This window comes from Streptomyces sp. NPDC058195, from assembly GCF_042883525.1.
GTDB lineage: Bacteria > Actinomycetota > Actinomycetes > Streptomycetales > Streptomycetaceae > Streptomyces.
In genome coordinates this window covers 1-14820 of sequence record NZ_JBHVVM010000007.1, presented here as the reverse complement: position 1 = coordinate 14820, position 14820 = coordinate 1, and the positions used below count along the sequence as shown (strand labels likewise).

General features: G+C 71.9%; 17 protein-coding genes and 1 pseudogene. 8 read left to right on the top strand and 10 right to left on the bottom strand.

The genetic code is table 11. From position 1 onward, the window contains the following. Nucleotides 1–11: 11 nt before the first annotated feature. The 7 genes from ACFVWY_RS11090 to ACFVWY_RS11060 all read right to left on the bottom strand — a co-directional run bounded on the left by ACFVWY_RS11090 (nt 12) and on the right by ACFVWY_RS11060 (nt 5740). Nucleotides 12–191: a hypothetical protein gene (locus ACFVWY_RS11090; RefSeq protein ID WP_389869770.1), complete on the bottom strand. Its 180-nt coding sequence runs from the start codon at nt 189–191 to the stop codon at nt 12–14. A gap of 69 nt (nt 192–260) precedes the next feature. Beyond that, nucleotides 261–962 (bottom strand): HAD family hydrolase, encoded by a 702-nt coding sequence (locus tag ACFVWY_RS11085; protein WP_389869767.1) that lies wholly within the window; start codon nt 960–962, stop codon nt 261–263. 65 nt (nt 963–1027) lie between these two features. After that, nucleotides 1028–1726 (bottom strand): phosphatase PAP2 family protein, encoded by a 699-nt coding sequence (locus tag ACFVWY_RS11080; protein ID WP_389869765.1) that lies wholly within the window; start codon nt 1724–1726, stop codon nt 1028–1030. A gap of 111 nt (nt 1727–1837) precedes the next feature. After that, entirely contained in the window at nt 1838–2773 is a 936-nt protein-coding gene (locus tag ACFVWY_RS11075; RefSeq protein WP_389869763.1) for a M56 family metallopeptidase, read from the bottom strand. Nucleotides 2774–2858: 85 nt separating this feature from the next. Then, nucleotides 2859–3431, bottom strand: a complete 573-nt coding sequence (locus tag ACFVWY_RS11070) for a DUF5134 domain-containing protein (protein WP_389869761.1) — start codon at nt 3429–3431, stop codon at nt 2859–2861. 139 nt (nt 3432–3570) lie between these two features. Next, nucleotides 3571–4395: a phosphoenolpyruvate hydrolase family protein gene (locus ACFVWY_RS11065; protein WP_389869760.1), complete on the bottom strand. Its 825-nt coding sequence runs from the start codon at nt 4393–4395 to the stop codon at nt 3571–3573. A 91-nt stretch (nt 4396–4486) separates the two neighbouring features. Beyond that, entirely contained in the window at nt 4487–5740 is a 1254-nt protein-coding gene (locus tag ACFVWY_RS11060) for a Tm-1-like ATP-binding domain-containing protein (RefSeq protein ID WP_389869757.1), read from the bottom strand. A gap of 105 nt (nt 5741–5845) precedes the next feature. Between ACFVWY_RS11060 and ACFVWY_RS11055 the strand changes: the two genes are divergently transcribed. After that, the gene (locus tag ACFVWY_RS11055) at nt 5846–7258 is read left to right on the top strand and encodes a PLP-dependent aminotransferase family protein (protein ID WP_389869754.1); all 1413 of its coding nucleotides are present in this window, start codon (nt 5846–5848) and stop codon (nt 7256–7258) included. A gap of 10 nt (nt 7259–7268) precedes the next feature. On the opposite strand, the gene ACFVWY_RS11050 is transcribed toward ACFVWY_RS11055, so the two are convergent. After that, nucleotides 7269–7655, bottom strand: coding sequence for a VOC family protein (locus ACFVWY_RS11050; protein ID WP_389869751.1), 387 nt, complete (start codon nt 7653–7655; stop codon nt 7269–7271). An 81-nt stretch (nt 7656–7736) separates the two neighbouring features. Here ACFVWY_RS11050 and ACFVWY_RS11045 point away from each other — a divergent pair, with 81 nt between their 5' ends. Next, a complete protein-coding gene (locus ACFVWY_RS11045) occupies nt 7737–8309 on the top strand; it encodes a GNAT family N-acetyltransferase (RefSeq protein ID WP_389869748.1) in 573 nt (190 codons plus the stop codon). Here ACFVWY_RS11045 and ACFVWY_RS11040 read toward each other — a convergent pair. Beyond that, the gene (locus ACFVWY_RS11040) at nt 8299–8982 is read right to left on the bottom strand and encodes a glycerophosphodiester phosphodiesterase (RefSeq protein ID WP_389869745.1); all 684 of its coding nucleotides are present in this window, start codon (nt 8980–8982) and stop codon (nt 8299–8301) included. The genes ACFVWY_RS11045 and ACFVWY_RS11040 overlap by 11 nt on opposite strands. A 263-nt stretch (nt 8983–9245) precedes the next feature. On the opposite strand from ACFVWY_RS11040, the gene ACFVWY_RS11035 reads away from it, so the two are divergent. The 3 genes from ACFVWY_RS11035 to ACFVWY_RS11025 are packed head-to-tail and all read left to right on the top strand — an operon-like array spanning nt 9246 to nt 12489. Then, entirely contained in the window at nt 9246–10643 is a 1398-nt protein-coding gene (locus ACFVWY_RS11035; RefSeq protein ID WP_389869742.1) for a DUF6421 family protein, read from the top strand. Between the two features lie 26 nt (nt 10644–10669). Further along, nucleotides 10670–11431 (top strand): SDR family NAD(P)-dependent oxidoreductase, encoded by a 762-nt coding sequence (locus ACFVWY_RS11030; protein WP_389869741.1) that lies wholly within the window; start codon nt 10670–10672, stop codon nt 11429–11431. Further along, nucleotides 11410–12489: a threonine aldolase family protein gene (locus ACFVWY_RS11025; RefSeq protein WP_389869739.1), complete on the top strand. Its 1080-nt coding sequence runs from the start codon at nt 11410–11412 to the stop codon at nt 12487–12489. The genes ACFVWY_RS11030 and ACFVWY_RS11025 overlap by 22 nt, the downstream gene beginning before the upstream one ends. A gap of 75 nt (nt 12490–12564) precedes the next feature. On the opposite strand, the gene ACFVWY_RS11020 is transcribed toward ACFVWY_RS11025, so the two are convergent. Continuing rightward, complete coding sequence (locus ACFVWY_RS11020; RefSeq protein WP_389870366.1) at nt 12565–13287, bottom strand: lysophospholipid acyltransferase family protein; 723 nt, start codon at nt 13285–13287, stop codon at nt 12565–12567. Nucleotides 13288–13506: 219 nt separating this feature from the next. Here ACFVWY_RS11020 and ACFVWY_RS11015 point away from each other — a divergent pair, with 219 nt between their 5' ends. The 3 genes and pseudogenes from ACFVWY_RS11015 to ACFVWY_RS11005 form a co-directional block, all read left to right on the top strand. Then, nucleotides 13507–13833 carry a TlpA family protein disulfide reductase gene (locus tag ACFVWY_RS11015; RefSeq protein WP_389869737.1) on the top strand — a complete coding sequence of 109 codons (327 nt, stop codon included), beginning with the start codon at nt 13507–13509 and terminating at the stop codon, nt 13831–13833. 196 nt (nt 13834–14029) lie between these two features. Further along, the gene (locus tag ACFVWY_RS11010) at nt 14030–14536 is read left to right on the top strand and encodes a flavin reductase family protein (RefSeq protein WP_389869735.1); all 507 of its coding nucleotides are present in this window, start codon (nt 14030–14032) and stop codon (nt 14534–14536) included. Nucleotides 14537–14739: 203 nt separating this feature from the next. Beyond that, nucleotides 14740–14820, top strand: a pseudogene (locus ACFVWY_RS11005) (electron transfer flavoprotein subunit beta); the annotation flags it as partial.

The window sequence follows — 14820 nt, the reverse complement described above, 5'->3', positions numbered from 1 at the left end:
TCCCCGGGGCGTCAGGCGGCGGGCCTGTCGCTGTCGCGCGTCGCCGCCGCCCACTCCACCAGCAACCGCTGGTACTGCTCCTCGTCCTCCGGCGACAGACAGCCGCCCGAGCGCTGCCACAGGTCACGGATCTCTTCGTTCACCGCGGCGGCGGTGCGCGTGGTTTCGGAGGAGCACGGAGAACGGGACATGCTTACAGGCTAAGGCCACGATGTGACAATCGGACCCATTGCGCGTCAGGGACATCTCTCACATGCCTGTCAGGGAACGTCCGGTACCAGTTCGAGCATCCGCAGTCCGCCGGGACGCTCGGACACCGGGAGATGGCGCACAAACCGCACGTCACAGCCCAGTGCGGCGGCTCCGCCGTCCGCCTCCCGGTCGTCCCCGACCATCACCACATCGGCCGGATCCAGCCCGAGAGATGTGCAGGCCATGTGGAAAATCCGTGAGTCCGGCTTCTGCACGCCGTGCTCGTACGACAGGACGTAGGTGTCGACCAGCCCGTCCAGACCGTGGGCCCGGAACACCGGGCGCAGGTCCCAGCCGATGTTGCTGACCACACCGACCCGGATGCCGCTCTCGCGCAGCGCCCCGAGCACCTCCGCCGCGTCCGGGTAGGGCTGCCAGGCCGCGGGCGTCCGGTGCCGCTCGTACAGCGCGTCGTACAGGCCGGGATCGGGCAGTTCCACCAGCCGGGCCAGCGCGGTGAACGCCTCCCGGTGCGCCCGCGCGCTCGTGTCACGGGTGGCCCACGCGGTGGCGAGCGCGGCGGGGACCTGCTGGGGAGCCGGGCCGCCCGGCAGCGCCCCGGCGGCCTCCAGCTCGCCCACGTACCGCTCGAAGGCGGGGCCGTCCACCGCGATCCCGCGTTCGGTGAGGACCGCGCGCAGCCAGGAGCGGACCGGCTCGATACGGAAGAGGGTTCCGGAGAAGTCGAACAGCACACCCTTGATCTGCATGGCTGTGATACTTCCTGGCGCCGGGGCCGCCCGGCAAGGCCGCCCCGGCACCGGGCTCGGGTCCATCAGGGCGTACGCGCCCCGTCCCGCCGACGCCGCAGCCGGGCGAACCCGGCGGCCGAGAGGCCCACCAGAGCCGCCCCCAGCAGCCAGCCGCCCAGCACGTCGCTCAGCCAGTGCACACCCAGATAGAGCCGGGTCACCCCCACTCCGACGACCGAGACGCCCGCCACGGCCAGCGCCCCCCGCCACAGCCGGGGCCCGGCGCCGTAGCGGCGCAGCAGCCACAGCAGCAGGCCGCAGGTCACCACCGCCGTCATCGCGTGACCGGAGGGGAACGCCGCGTAATGCGCGGAGTCCACTGGGTCGGGCCAGTGCGGCCGCGCCCGGCCGACCACGGACTTCAGCCCCTGCTGCAGCAGCGTGCCGAGCAGGCTCGTCGCCGCCACCCACATCGCGAGCAGCCGGGCCCCGCGCCACCACAGCACCACCACCGCCACGGCGATCAGGGCGCGCATGGTCCACGGATCCCAGGCCCAGTCGGTCAGGATCCGGTTGGCGTGCACCAGGCCCGGCTCGGTCACCGCCCGCCGGTGCAGGGCGTCCGCGAGGCTGCGGTCCAGCGCCATCAGCGGCGACCACCGCACGGCGACCAGGACCAGGACGACCAGGAAGAGCAGCGCGCAGACCGTGCCCGCGCGCAGCGCGGTGAACCGGGAACGGGTGCGGGGGAGCGGTGGCGGCGCGAGCGGAGCGGAGGGCATGGGGTGATCCTCGCGGAAGGCCGGCCGTCCTGGCTATCGCGGGGCGGTGTCCCGGAGCGGCGTCACGGGGAGCCGTTTCGGAGCGTCGTCGCAGCGCGCCGTCGCAGCGCGCTATCGCAGCGCGCTGAGTCCCGGGATGAACGCGACCAGCAGTGGCACCACCGGAACCAGCGCGGCGGCGGCGGTCAGCCGGAGCCTGCGGCCCGCGGTGAGCCGGTCCGCCGGGGTCAGCAGCCGGTTCACCCGCGAGGGCAGCTGCGCGTCCGGCGCCGGGCAGGGGCCGAACACGCCCCGGTCCTCGTTGAGTTCCACCAGGGCCAGGGCGATCGTCAGCCGGCCGAAACGCTTCGAGGCCACGTCGTCCGCGGCCAGTTCGACCAGCCGGTGCATCTCGTCGCGGAACGCCGCGAACACCGGCACCTGCGGGAACCCGGACGCCAGTGCGCCGGAGCAGTGCAGCAGCCAGTCGTGCCGCGCCCTCGCGTGTCCCTGCTCATGGGCCAGCACCGCATCGAGCTGACGGCCTTTCAGTCGCCTGAGTGCCGTGGTGGTGATGACCAGTTGAGGTGCGGCGCCCGGCAGCCACCAGGCATCCGGACGGTCTCCCTCCAGCACCACCAGACGATTGTTGCCGGGCTCCTCGCCGGGCATCAGCGGGGCTCGCACCAGCAGTTCGGTGCGCCGCCTCCTGCGGCGCGCCTGGGCCCGGTGGATCTCCCGGGTCAGCATCACCGCCGACCACACCCCGCCGAGGGCCAGCAGCACCGCCATGGCGGCCGACCAGGAGCCGTGCCCGCCGAGCGCGTACGCCTCCACCACGCCCCGGGGCGCCGGTGCGAACACATGCCCGCGCACCGCCTGCCAGGCAGCGGCGGCGCTTAACGTCATGGACAGCGCGAAGGAGAGCAGCACCCCCGCCACCACGCACTGCCACACCCAGAGCGCCACCACGGGCTCGCGCTCCGGCCACCGCGCCCTGGCCATCAGCCGCGGGGTCAGGACGGCGGCCAGTGCACCGAGCAGCAGCAGTGCGAGGGAGACCAACATGGCGCCAGCCTATGAGGGGTGCGGCAGCCACGGGTATGGCTCTGCGCGGCAAGTGACGCACGCCACGGTTTGCCCGGCGGCTGTCTCACAGGCTGAGCAGCATCGCGAACATGGCCATCCCCATGGTGAGACGGCAGGCGAGTGCCAGCTCGGGCCGCGCGCCCCAGCCGTCCGCGGCGGACCCGCCCCCGGCCGCCGCGGCCACGGGTATCAGCCGGGCCCCCGAGCGCAGCACGTACACCGCGAAGTAGGCCAGCAGCAGCCCGGTCAGCAGGGGGACGCCCCCCGCCGCCACGGCTCCGTGGCCCGCGTGACCGCCGTGCGCCGCGCCGCCTCCCGGGGCCATCGTCAGCGCCATGTAGACCATCGCCGCGGAACCGACCAGATGATGCAGGTGGTGGGCGTCGCGCCGGGCGAACCACAGAGCCCGCAGGCAGGCCGCGCCGAACAGCGCCGCGTATACCGCCCAGCCCCAGGCGGGCGGCGGAACGACGGCCGCGGGCACCGCCATCGCCGCCATGCCGAAGCCCATCAGCGCCTCCGCGCGCGCCGTCCTGCGCCCCTGCCCGGTCTCGCCGCGGGTGCGCAGCAGGCAGTAGGCCCCCGCCGTCGCGCACAAGGCCATCAGCAGCCAGCCCGAAACCGCCGGTCCGTGCACGGCACACCCCCCTGGACGTACGACGCGGTCCCCCAAGTCGATGCCCGTACGGGAACTGCCGTACGCAGCGCACTGGGGTACAGGGGAGCGCGCGGAGGGAGCGTTTCCCTCCGCGCGCGATGTGCGTCCGGGCCCGCGGTCAGCCGAGCGTGAGGGACTTGAAGGCGCGCGCCTGCTCGGTGATGGCACGCTCGGTGGGCAGCCGCTCCATGGACGAGGCACCGAAGAACCCGGCGATCCCCGAGGTGTGCTCCAGGACGTAACGGGCGTCCTCGGGTTCGGCTATCGGCCCGCCGTGACAGAGCACGATGATGTCGGGATTGACGCGCTTGGCCGCGTCGTGCATGTCCTGCACGGCGGTGGCGGCCTCGTCGAGCGTGAGCGCGGTCGCGGCGCCGATCGCCCCCTTGGTGGTCAGCCCGACGTGCGGGACGAGCACATCGGCGCCCGCCCGGGCCATCTCGGCGGCCTGCTCGGGGTCGAACACATAGGGAGCGGTGAGCAGGTCGCGCTCATGGGCCTGGCGGATCATGTCGATCTCCAGGCCGAACCCCATCCCGGTCTCCTCCAGGTTCTCGCGGAACTTTCCGTCGTACAGGCCGACGGTGGGGAAGTTCTGCACACCGGTGAAGCCCACGGCCTTCAGCTGGTCGAGGAAGTTGCCCATGATCCGGAACGGGTCGGTGCCGCACACCCCGGCGAGCACGGGGACGTCCCGCACCACCGGCAGGACCTCACCCGCCATGTCGAGCACGATAGCGTTGGCGTCACCGTAGGGCAGCAGGCCCGCCAGTGAGCCGCGGCCGGCCATCCGGTAGCGGCCGGAGTTGTAGATGATCAGGAGGTCGACGCCTCCGGCCTCCGCGCACTTGGCGGACAGACCGGTGCCCGCGCCTGCGCCGATGACGGCCCGGCCGGACCGGACCTGTTCGGTCAGACGGGCCAGTGCTTGCTTGCGGTTCACGGATGGGCTCCTGTTCGGACGAGAGGATGCGCGCGCGGAAGCGCGCGGGGACTGCGCGCGAGAGGGTTCGCGGCCGGTGCTTCCGGGCTTCTCAGGGCTGCGGGCGCGTCGCGCGCCGGGCGGTGATCAGCTGATGGAGGTGGTCGGCGGCGGCGACGGCGAACGACGGGTCGTTGAGGTGGGCGCCGATCTCCCGCAGGTCCACGGCGCTGCCGCGGACCGCGTCGCGCAGGGACGCCAGCCCCGCCGCGTCGGCCACCGGGTCGTGGAACGGGCCGCCCGGGGTGTCCACGGCGGAGACGCCGCCCAGCGGCCACAGCACCGCTGTCGGCCCGTGGGCCGCCGCCAGCTTCCGCCCCATGGAGGCGCCCAGCTCGGCCATCTCGCCGGGCGTGGTGCGCATCAGGGTGACGGTGGGGTTGTGGACCAGGAGACGGCGGTCGGCGAAACGCTCCGGAACGGTGTCGGCGGGGCCGAAGTTGACCATGTCCAGCGCGCCCGGTGCGACCACCTGCGGCACACCGGCCAGGCCCGCCGCGGTGAGCCGGTCCGGACCGGCGCTCAGCACACCGCCGACCAGATCGTCCGCCAGCTCGGTGGTGGTCAGGTCCAGGACACCGGCGAGGAACCCGCCCGCCGCGAGCTTCTCCAGCGCCCGGCCGCCAGCCCCCGTGGCGTGGAAGACCAGGACCTCGTAACCCAGCTCGTCCAGCCGCTCCCGGGCGGCGTCGACCGCCGCGGTGGTGACGCCGAACTGGCTGGCACCGACCAGCGGACGCCCCTGGGGCCCCGGATCGCGCAGGCTGCGCTCGTGGTGGACGGCCATACCGGCCGCCGCCGCGGCCGCGTTGCCCAGGATCTGCGAGGACACGGAGTTGATCCCCGCCACGTCGACCACGCTGTACATCATCGTGATGTCGCTGCTGCCGACGTACGGTGACACGTCCCCGCTCGCCATGGTGGACACCAGCACCTTGGGCACGCCGATGGGCAGCGCCTGCATCGCACGCGCGGCGATGAACGAGCCGCCGCTCCCGGCCACGGCCAGCACCGCGTGCAGCTGCCCCTCGCGGTGCAGATCGCCCACGATCCGTTCGACGCCCTCGGCCATCGCGGTGACCGCCGCGCCCCGGTCCCCGGCGGCCCGCAGCGCGTCCAGACCGTGCCCGGCGCGGCGCGCGACGGCCGCCGCGTCGATGTCGCCAGCGGGTCCGTCCGTGGGGGAGGGCATCACCCCGGCGTCGACGAGCACCACGTCGCAGCCCGCTTCACGAATCCGCTCCGACAGCCACGCGTACTCCGCCCCCTTGGTGTCCAGTGTCCCGACGAGCACCACGGTCGCCATGTCTTGCTCCTTTGCAACGGCGTTCCTTCCGATCATGGGTGAGCCGCCCGACGGCGGCAAAGACCACTTGACGGCAATTGGCCTGCGGCGGGCGATGATGGGGCCATGGAGCGGATTCCTCCCACCCGGCTCTCCCGCCTGCTGACCGGATGGTCCAAGGACGGCACCGGCGCGCTGCCCCGCCTGCTGGCACAGGCCCTGCGCGAACTGGCCCAGCGCGGGGACGTCGCGCCGGGCACGGTGCTGCCCTCCCAGCGCGCCCTGGCCGCGGCGCTGGGCATCAGCCGCTCCACGGTCACGGCCGCGTACGGCCTGCTGGAGGCCGAGGGATGGCTGGAGAGCAGGCAGGGCAGCGGTTCCCGGCTGCGGGGCTCGGGGGCGGTGGGCGAGCCCGCCACCGAGGGGCGCCTGGCCAGCTTCGGCACCAGGGACGACGGCATCGACCTGTCCAGCGGCGCGCTGGACGGCCTGAGCGCCGTCGCGGCGGCCGCCGACGCGCTCTCGGCCGCCGACCTCACCGCCGCGCTGACCGGTGACGGATACCTCCCGTACGGGCTGCCCGAGCTGCGCGAGGGGATCGCCGGGTACCACCGGTCGGCGGGCCTGCCGACCACCGCCGATCAGATCCTGGTGACCACCGGATCCCAGCAGGCCGTCTGGCTGATCACCCAGGGCCTGGTCGAGCCCGGCGACACCGTCGTCGTCGAGGACCCGACCTACCGCGGCGCCCTCGAAGCGCTGCGCGCCCGCGGCGCCCGGCTCGTCCCGCTGCCCGCCGACGGCGCGGACGGCGCCCGCGCACTGGCCCGGCTGACCGGCCACGTCCGCCCGCGCCTGGTCTACCTCCAGCCCTCGCTCCACAACCCCACCGGGCGCGCCACCGACGAGCCCGCCCGCCGCGCCTGGGCAGCCGTACTCGCAGGCCAGGGCCTGTACACGGTGGAGGACAACGCCTACGCCGAACTGGCCCTGCACCACGACGCCGCGCCCGTCTCGCTGGCCGGACTGCTGCCGCCCGCCGCCACGGCCACCGTCGGCACTCTCTCCAAGCTCTTCTGGGGAGGTCTGCGGATCGGGTGGATCCGCGCCTCCACCACGGTCGTGCGCCGCCTCGCCGACATCAAGAAGTCCGTCGACCTGTCCTGCCCGGTGGTGGACCAGATCCTGGCGGTGAAGCTGCTCCGGCAGCTCCCCGAGGCCAGGGCGCATCGCCGCACCCGGCTGCGTGAACGCCTCGCGGAGACCGAACGCCTGCTGCGGGACGAGGCGCCCGGCTGGCGCTGGCGGCGGCCGGACGGCGGCTCCGCCCTCTGGGTCGAGATCCCCGGTGCCGACGCCGAGGCCACCGCCCAGCTGGCCCGCCGCGCGGGCGTGCTGATCGTCCCCGGTCCGGCCTTCTCCGCCGTGGACGGCTTCCGCCACCACGTGCGGCTGCCGTTCGCCGACCGGGACGGCGCACTGGCCCGTGCCCTGCCGGTGCTCGTCGACTGCGCGCGGCGCAGCCGAGGCGCGCACTGAGAGCGTGGCGTCAGGGGCGGTAGCGCAGTGGATGGCCAGCCGGTACCTCCACCACGACGATCCGGTGTCCGTCCGGATCACGGATCCACATCTCGACCAGCCCCCACGGCTCGCGCACCGGTTCCCGCAGCACTTCGACGCCGCGGCCGGACAGTTCCACGTGCGCCGCCCGCACGTCCGCGACCTGCAGCCACAGTTCGAGACCGGGCACCGGTGGCTCGGGGGCACGTCCGGACACCTCCAGGAAGCCCCCGCCGAGGAAGTAGACCGTGCCCCGCTCGGGGCCGGTGCCGAACTCCCGGTAGACGGGCAGAGCGAGCCACTCCCCGTAGAACCGCCGGGACCGTTCGGGATCGACCGGATGCAGCAGGATCCGGCTGCTCAGCACATGCACCATGCTCGGACCCTAGGGGGTGATCCCCCGGGATACGCTGCACCGGCACGGCCGTGCCCGAACAGAAACCGGAGAGCCACCACCATGGACGCAGCTTCCGCGCGGGAACCGGACCGGCTGGTCTTCCGCGACGCCGTCGACACCGATGTGCCCGCTCTCGTGGCGTTGATCGAGTCGGCCTACCGGGGGGACGCCAGCCGGGCCGGATGGACCACCGAGGCGGACATCCTCCAGGGGCAGCGGACCGACCCCGACGGGGTGCGGCAGGTCGTCGAAGCGGCCGGCAGCCGGCTGCTGGTGGTGGAGCGGGACGGCGTGATCGTCGCCTGCTGCCAGCTCGAACACCGCGGCGAAGCCGCCTACTTCGGCATGTTCGCGGTCCGGCCCGAGCTCCAGGGCGCGGGTCTGGGCAAGGTGATCATCGGCGAGGCCGAGCGCACCGTCCGCGAGAGCTGGGGGGTGAGCGAGATGCACATGACCGTGATCTCGGTCCGTGACGAACTGATCGCCTGGTACGAGCGGCGCGGCTACCGCCGTACGGGAGAGCTCAGCCCGTTCCCGTACGGCGACGAGCGCTTCGGTATCCCGCAGCGTGACGACCTCGCTTTCGAGCTGCTGGTCAAGGATCTGGCCGCCGGGGCGGTCGTCAGGCGGTGAAGCGCCCGGCGCGGCGGATCTCCGGGTAGTCGGTCGTCGCGCCGTCCAGCCGTAGCGCGCGGGCGAGCCGCAGGTGGTCCTGGGTGTTCACCACCCAGCCGATGACCTTCAGCCCCTCGGCATGGGCCTGCTCGGTCGCCTCCAGGGTGAGACGGCGGATGTTCAGTGCCAGGGTGGCCGCCCCCGCCGCCTTCGCCCGGTCCACCACATCGCCCTGCCAGCGGCTCGCGATGAGCACGGTCCGCACCCCGGGGACCAGCCGGGCGATCTCGGTGACCGCCGCGTCGTGGAACGACGACACCTCGACCCGGTCGACGAGGTCGCGGCGCAGCATCACCTCGGCCAGGGCACGGGCCGCGGCCGCGTCCTTGATCTCGGCCTGCAGCGGGGAGCGCACGGCGTCGAGCACCTCCTCGAAGACCGGCACCCGCTCGCCTTGCCCGGCGTCGAGTTCGCGCAGCTCGGACAGGGTCTTCCCGCTGATCGGCCCAGTGCCGTCCGTCGTCCGGTCCACCTCCGCGTCGTGCATGACGGCCAGCGCGCCGTCCTTGCTCAGATGGAGGTCCAGCTCGATCGCGTCCATGCCGGCCCGTTCGGCCCGGACGAACGAGCGCAGGGTGTTCTCCGGCTCGACACCCATCACCCCGCGATGTCCGATGGTGACAAGAGACATGGCAAACCCGCTTCCGTCGAGAGTCTTCCCGCGTGCGGTACCTACCCACGGAGCACCCCGGCATGACGCCGGTGGGGCAGTCGGCGCAAGGCTCCGCCCGCTTCCACGGCGGCCGGTGGAACTGGCCCCGTTTCCCGGTCGGGACAGGAAGAATCGCGGTGACCATGGGGGTCCGCAGGATAATTTATTGATCCCCACTTGTCTCGGGGAACCGCGCATGGATACGGTTGCTTAACGCGAGGTTCTTTTGTGGAGGAAGTGTTATGACGGAAATTCTTGTGCACGACGGTGCCGGAGGAGGCATAGCTACGGATCAGCCGGTGGTCGATCACCCGGCCTGGCCCGTGCTCAAGAATGCCGTGGAAGAGATCCGCCCCTGGCAGTCGAAGGACGGTTCCGTCGACTTCGACGCCGAGGGCGCCCCGTCCCTGGGTACCGCGCGTTCGGCGGTCGACCGGGTGATCGCCGCGGTCGAGGAGCTCTCCCCGCTGCTGCCGCACGACGCCGCCTACCACCGGGCCCTGGCCGCGGATCTGCGCCGCTGGGTCACCGGGGGATTCGGGGTACCGGACTTCCTCGACTCGCTGCTCGCCTTCCAGCCCGCCAAGGACCGCACCGACGGTCTCCAGCACCTGGTCGTCTTCGCGATGTACACGCAGAACGGCAACCCGGACCGCAACCTCGAAGCGGTCGTCCTGCGGATGGTCTGGCCCGAGTGGCTGGCCGAGCTCGAAGCCACCCGCTACGACAACCCGCTGTTCTGCGGCATCACCTTCGAGGACTTCACCTCGGGTTACGACACCAACTCCGCTGTGCTCTTCCCGGAGACCATCGCCGTGCGCGAGGCCCCCGAGCGGTTCAGCTGGGGCGGTATCTTCTGCGACCGCGAGGCGGCCCGCTTCCGCCGGGTCACCGAGGCCTCGGTCGACCTGCTCGGCCTCGAACTGCCCGAGGACATCCAGGAGATGGTCGGCGACCAGCAGCGCTGCCAGCAGGCCTTCGTGCTCTGGGACATGGTCCACGACCGGACGCACAGCCACGGCGACCTGCCGTTCGACCCCTTCATGATCAAGCAGCGCCAGCCGTTCTGGATGTACGGACTGGAGGAGCTGCGCTGCGACCTCACCGCCTTCAAGGAGGCCGTGAAGCTGGAGGCCGACGGCTTCCCCCAGGGCCGTGACGTCCAGTACGCCGTGCTGTTCGACCGGATGTTCCGCTTCCCCGTCACCGGCGAGCGCGTCCGCAACTACGACGGCCTCGGCGGCCAGCTGCTCTTCGCCTACCTCCACAAGCACGACGTCGTCCGGTGGACCGACAACACGCTGAAGATCGACTGGGACCGGGCCCCGCAGATCACCAACCAGCTCTGCGCCGAGATCGAGAAGCTCTACCGCGACGGCATCGACCGCCCCAAGCTGGTCCACTGGTTCGCCGCCTACGAGCTCGTCTCCGCCTACCTCGCCCCGCACCCCGGCTCCCGCTGGGCCAAGGGCCCGGACGCGCTGGACCTGTCGCAGCCGCCGCGTAAGCTCGTCGACGATGTGCTTCCGGACGAGTTTCCCCTGAGCATGTTCTATGAGGCGCTCTCCAAGAAGCTGAAGAAAGTGATCGCCTCCACCAAGGGGATCACCGCCGCGGATGCCGAGCAGGCAGCCGCGTGAGCGCCCGGTCTGAGGAGGCGGTGGCCATGAACGGAAACGGCAAGGGCAGCGGAGCTCTCGAAGGTGCCGTGATCGCGGTCGCCGGTGCCGCGGGCCCGGCCGGCCGGGCCACGCTGCTGAGGCTCGCCGAGGCCGGTGCGACGGTCGTCGCGTCCGACGCGGACCCCACCCGGCTCGCGGAGGCGGTCGACGCCGCGCGCTACGCCCATGGAGGCGCCACCGTCACCGGTGACACGGTCGATCTGCTGGACCTCGGTGCCGCCCGCGAGTGGGCGGACAAGACCGAGAAGGAGTTCGGCCGGATCGACGGCCTGGTCCACCTGGTCGGTGGCTGGCGCGGCAGCAAGAGCTTCGCCGAGACCGACCTCGCCGACTGGAACCTGCTGGAGAAGCTGCTGATCCGCACGGTCCAGCACACCTCGCTGGCCTTCCAGGAGGGGCTGCAGCGCAGCGACCGGGGCCGCTACCTGCTGATCAGCGCGGCCGGGGCGAGCAAGCCCACCGCGGGAAACGCGGCCTACGCCGCCTCGAAGGCGGCGGCCGAGGCATGGACGCTCGCGCTCGCGGACGCCTTCCGCAAGGCGGGGGGCGAGGAGGGCCCGAGGACCGCGGCTGCCATCCTGGTCATCAAGGCACTGGTGCACGACGCCATGCGCGCCGAGCGCCCGACTGCGAAATTCGCGGGCTTCACCGACGTCAAGGAGCTGGCCGAGGCCATCGCCGGCGTCTGGGACCGGCCTGCCCCGGAAGTGAACGGAAAGCGCCTGTGGCTGACCCCGCAACCGTAAGAACCGACGCACGGCGCCACCACGACCCGCGGGTCCGTGGCTTCGCCAGCGACAACTACGCGGGCACTCACCCGGAGATCCTCGCCGCGCTCGCCCTCGCCAACGGCGGCCACCAGATCGCCTACGGCGAGGACGAGTACACCGGGCACCTCCAGCGCGTCATGCACAGCCACTTCGGCCCCACCGCCGAAGCCTTCCCGGTGTTCAACGGAACCGGCGCCAACGTCGTCGCCCTCCAGGCGATGACCGACCGCTGGGGCGCGGTGATCTGCGCCGAGTCCGCCCACATCAACGTGGACGAGGGCGGCGCCCCCGAGCGGGTGGGCGGCATCAAGCTGCTCACCGTGCCCACCCCGGACGGCAAGCTCACCCCCGAGCTGATCGACCGGCAGGCGTTCGGCTGGGACGACGAGCACCGCGCCATGCCGCAGGTCGTCTCGATCGCCCAGAACACCGAGCTCGGCACGGTCTACACCCCTGGTGAGATCCGCGCCATCTGCGACCACGCCCATGGGCTCGGCATGAAGGTCCACCTGGACGGGGCCCGGATAGCCAACGCGTCGGCGTCGCTGAACGTGCCGATGCGCACGTTCACCAACACCGTCGGCGTGGACGTGCTGTCCTTCGGCGGCACGAAGAACGGAGCGCTCTTCGGCGAGGCCGTGGTCGTTCTCGACCCGGACGCCGTCCGCGCCATGAAGCACCTGCGCAAGCTGTCGATGCAGCTGGCCTCGAAGATGCGCTTCGTCTCCGTGCAGCTGGAGGCGCTGCTGGCCGGGGACCTCTGGCTGCGCAACGCCCGGCACGCCAACGAGATGGCCCGGCGGCTCGCCGAGGGCGTGCGCGCGGTGGACGGCGTGGAGATCCTCCACCCCGTCCAGGCCAATGCCGTCTTCGCCCGGCTGCCGCACGCGGTGAGCGAACGGCTGCAGAAGCGCTTCCGCTTCTACTTCTGGGACGAGGCGGCGGGCGACGTGCGCTGGATGTGCGCCTTCGACACGACGGAGGACGACGTCGACGCCTTCGTCCTCGCCCTCAAGGAAGAGATGGCGAAGTAACCGCGCCCGGTCCGCCTTCGGCCCGCTCCTCCCGGTTTTCCGGGCGGAGCGGGCCGAAGTCACGTTCCGGCCGGGTCAGCCCCGCTCCCGCACCTCGGCCGGGGTCGGCGCCGTACCGCCGAGGTGCGCGGGCACCCACCAGGTGTCGCCCGCGTCCTTCGGACGTACCGGATAGGCCCGCTGGGCCGCCTCCAGCAGCTCCTGGACCCGCTCCCGCAGCCGCCGGGTGATCGCACCCGCGTACTGGTCGGTGGGCGCCTCCACCGGCTCGCCGACCCGGATCGTCACCGGAACGTGCTGGCGCTTGAAATTGCGCGGACGGCCCTTGGTCCACAGTCGCTGCGTGCCCCACAGCGCCACCGGGATCAGCGGCACACCGGCCTCCTGGGCCAGCCGGGCGGCGCCCGACTTGAAGCTCTTCAGCGTGAACGACTCCGAGATGGTCGCCTCGGGGAACACTCCGACGATCTCGCCGGAACGCAGCGAGGACAGCGCGTGCGCGTACGCGTCCTCACCCTGCTTGCGGTCGACGGGGATGTGCTTCATCCCGCGCATCAGCGGTCCCGAGACCTTGTGCCGGAAGACCGATTCCTTCGCCATGAAGCGGACGAGCCGTTTCTGCGGCAGGGCCGCGAGCCCGGTGAAGATGAAGTCGAGATAGCTGATGTGATTGCTTACCAGTACCGCGCCGCCGGTCTTCGGGATGTACTCGGAACCCTGGCTGTCGATCTTCAGGTCAAGCGCCTTGAAAAACGTGCGAGCGGCGCCGATGACCGGTCGATAGACGAGTTCTGCCATCTGGGGAAGACCCTTCTTCAGCGCCTGCGGAGGATGCTCCCGGCGGAAGTTACGCAGCCGTAGGTTTTGCGGCATGGCGCCGATCGTGCCCCATGCGCGACGCGGTGGCCAGTCTCAGCGGGCTCGGGACGCGAGATTCTCGTCACGTGCCAGCTCCGGGAATGTCCGGCCGGCCTGCGGTGCTGACCCCCTGTGACGAACTCTGACAGGAGGCCGACGGTGGACGGGCAGGTACAAGGGGGACCGCTGGACGCGGCCCGGCTCGGAGCGGAACTGGGAGAGCGGGCCACGCTCGTGCAGTTCTCCAGCGCGTTCTGCCAGCCCTGCCGGGCGACCCGCCGCACGCTCGCCGAGGTGGCGCGCATGGTGGAGGGCGTCGCCCATGTGGAGATCGACGCCGAGGCCCGCCTCGGGCTCGTACGGGAGCTCGGGATCAGCCGGACACCGACCGTGCTGGTCCTCGACGCCGGAGGCCGGATCGTCCGCCGTGCCGCCGGACAGCCGCGCACCGCCGACGTGGTCGCCGCGCTGGGCCGGGCGATGTGACGGACCGTGATGCATCTCCCACATTGCGGGACACTCTTGACGGCACCGGCCATGCATCGTCAGCCTGACGCTATGTCGCCGGAAATCCTTCTCCACGGCCGGGTCCATGTCGATCTCGCCCGCAACGCGAGTGCGCGCTGTCCGGGTGCCTGAGCATCCGCGGTCCCGTACACCTCCCCCGCAGAAGGACATCTCCATGACGGCTTCGCCCGAAACCGGCACCCCGGCCCAGGCCTCCCCCGAGCTCCTGCGCTCCGTCTTCCGGCAGCACGCGGCCGGTGTGGCCGTGATCACCGCCGCCGGTGACCGGCCGGTCGGTTTCACCGCCACCTCCCTCAGCTCCGTCGCCGCCGACCCGCCGCTGCTCTCCTTCGGGGCGGGCACCGGGTCCTCCAGCTGGCCGGTCCTGGCCGAGGCGGAGTACATCGGCGTCCACATACTCGGGGAGGACCAGCGGGAGCTGGCCGCCACGTTCGCCCGCAGCGGTGCCGACCGGTTCGGCCCGTCCACCTTCTGGCGCAGCGGCCCCGAAGGCGTGCCACTGCTCGACGGTGTGCTGGCGTGGCTGGTCTGCCGCGTGGTCGCGCGGATCCCGGCGGGTGACCACCGGATCGTGGTCGCCCAGGCCGTGGTCGGCGACCCGGCCGGGAACGGCCGCCCGCTCCTCTACCACCAGGGCCGGTTCAACGCGCTGCGGGACTGATTCGTCCCCGGCGGCGCACGTCGCCGTACGTTGGGCACATCACAGGTACGCGCGCTTGCCGATGTGCCGCGCACTGGGTGTACTGACTAGTAATATTTCCGGTCGGGGCGTCGGTCGCCCTGACCGGAATCCGCCCCTTCAGGCGCCTATGCTGCGAGCAATAAGGCAGCCCCCGGAAAAGACGATGCAGTAGGAGAGCCGGCGTGAGCTTGAGGATCGTTGTCTGTGTGAAGTATGTGCCGGATGCGACGGGTGACCGGCGTTTCGCTGATGATCTGACGGTG

Excerpts from the sequence above, each read along its gene's own strand:
- ACFVWY_RS11090 (WP_389869770.1), bottom strand. The coding sequence starts at position 191 with ATGTCCCGTTCTCCGTGCTCCTCCGAAACCACGCGCACCGCCGCCGCG.
- ACFVWY_RS11085 (WP_389869767.1), bottom strand. The coding sequence starts at position 962 with ATGCAGATCAAGGGTGTGCTGTTCGACTTCTCCGGAACCCTCTTCCGT.
- ACFVWY_RS11080 (WP_389869765.1), bottom strand. The coding sequence starts at position 1,726 with ATGCCCTCCGCTCCGCTCGCGCCGCCACCGCTCCCCCGCACCCGTTCC.
- ACFVWY_RS11075 (WP_389869763.1), bottom strand. The coding sequence starts at position 2,773 with ATGTTGGTCTCCCTCGCACTGCTGCTGCTCGGTGCACTGGCCGCCGTC.
- ACFVWY_RS11060 (WP_389869757.1), bottom strand. The coding sequence starts at position 5,740 with ATGGCGACCGTGGTGCTCGTCGGGACACTGGACACCAAGGGGGCGGAG.
- ACFVWY_RS11055 (WP_389869754.1), top strand. The coding sequence starts at position 5,846 with ATGGAGCGGATTCCTCCCACCCGGCTCTCCCGCCTGCTGACCGGATGG.
- ACFVWY_RS11050 (WP_389869751.1), bottom strand. The coding sequence starts at position 7,655 with ATGGTGCATGTGCTGAGCAGCCGGATCCTGCTGCATCCGGTCGATCCC.
- ACFVWY_RS11045 (WP_389869748.1), top strand. The coding sequence starts at position 7,737 with ATGGACGCAGCTTCCGCGCGGGAACCGGACCGGCTGGTCTTCCGCGAC.
- ACFVWY_RS11040 (WP_389869745.1), bottom strand. The coding sequence starts at position 8,982 with ATGTCTCTTGTCACCATCGGACATCGCGGGGTGATGGGTGTCGAGCCG.
- ACFVWY_RS11035 (WP_389869742.1), top strand. The coding sequence starts at position 9,246 with ATGACGGAAATTCTTGTGCACGACGGTGCCGGAGGAGGCATAGCTACG.
- ACFVWY_RS11030 (WP_389869741.1), top strand. The coding sequence starts at position 10,670 with ATGAACGGAAACGGCAAGGGCAGCGGAGCTCTCGAAGGTGCCGTGATC.
- ACFVWY_RS11020 (WP_389870366.1), bottom strand. The coding sequence starts at position 13,287 with ATGGCAGAACTCGTCTATCGACCGGTCATCGGCGCCGCTCGCACGTTT.
- ACFVWY_RS11010 (WP_389869735.1), top strand. The coding sequence starts at position 14,030 with ATGACGGCTTCGCCCGAAACCGGCACCCCGGCCCAGGCCTCCCCCGAG.